The organism is Vibrio sp. 1978 (assembly GCF_033344345.1).
In genome coordinates this window covers 1-505 of record NZ_JAWPOP010001100.1, presented here as the reverse complement: position 1 = coordinate 505, position 505 = coordinate 1, and the positions used below count along the sequence as shown (strand labels likewise).

Here is a 505-nt window from a genome sequence, read left to right as displayed (position 1 = left end):
GCACCTGCATCATCTGCTCGCCCCATTTGCCTGCACTTGTGTCCACTTTCACTGCTGCCCACTCTGAGCCTTGCGTATGAGCATGAGCTACTGTCGCAGCGCTCACTGCTTGAGCGGACGGAGCAGAAGTTTGAACGTTCAGTGGTGCAGTCGTTGCTTGCCCTTGCGCTGGTTGGTTCAACAATGCTTGAAAGTCTACGGCAGAGGTATTCACGCGTGCATTCGCAGAAGCTGTTTGGCTAGTTTGAATATCTTGTTGTTGCGGTGATGTGTTTAACAAGGCATTAGCTTGCGCTGGGCTTGTTGTTTTTGCTTCACCTTTTACTTCCAACGGATTGACTTTGTTGAACGACGCAACCGATTTCTCAGCCATGTTTAGCATGCCTTGCGTCAAGGTTTGCGCTTGCGCTGCAAGGTCTGGTGTTTCAGTTGGTGTTGTTGCACTCAGAAGAACATTCATTCCTGTGGTGTCAACAGCAGCATTTTCTTCCGTTGTTGCAGTTGT

1 pseudogene is annotated in these 505 nt (G+C 49.7%); it reads right to left on the bottom strand.

The window, feature by feature from the left end:
• A pseudogene (locus tag R8N49_RS30860) lies at positions 1 to 505 on the bottom strand (flagellar hook-length control protein FliK); the annotation flags it as partial.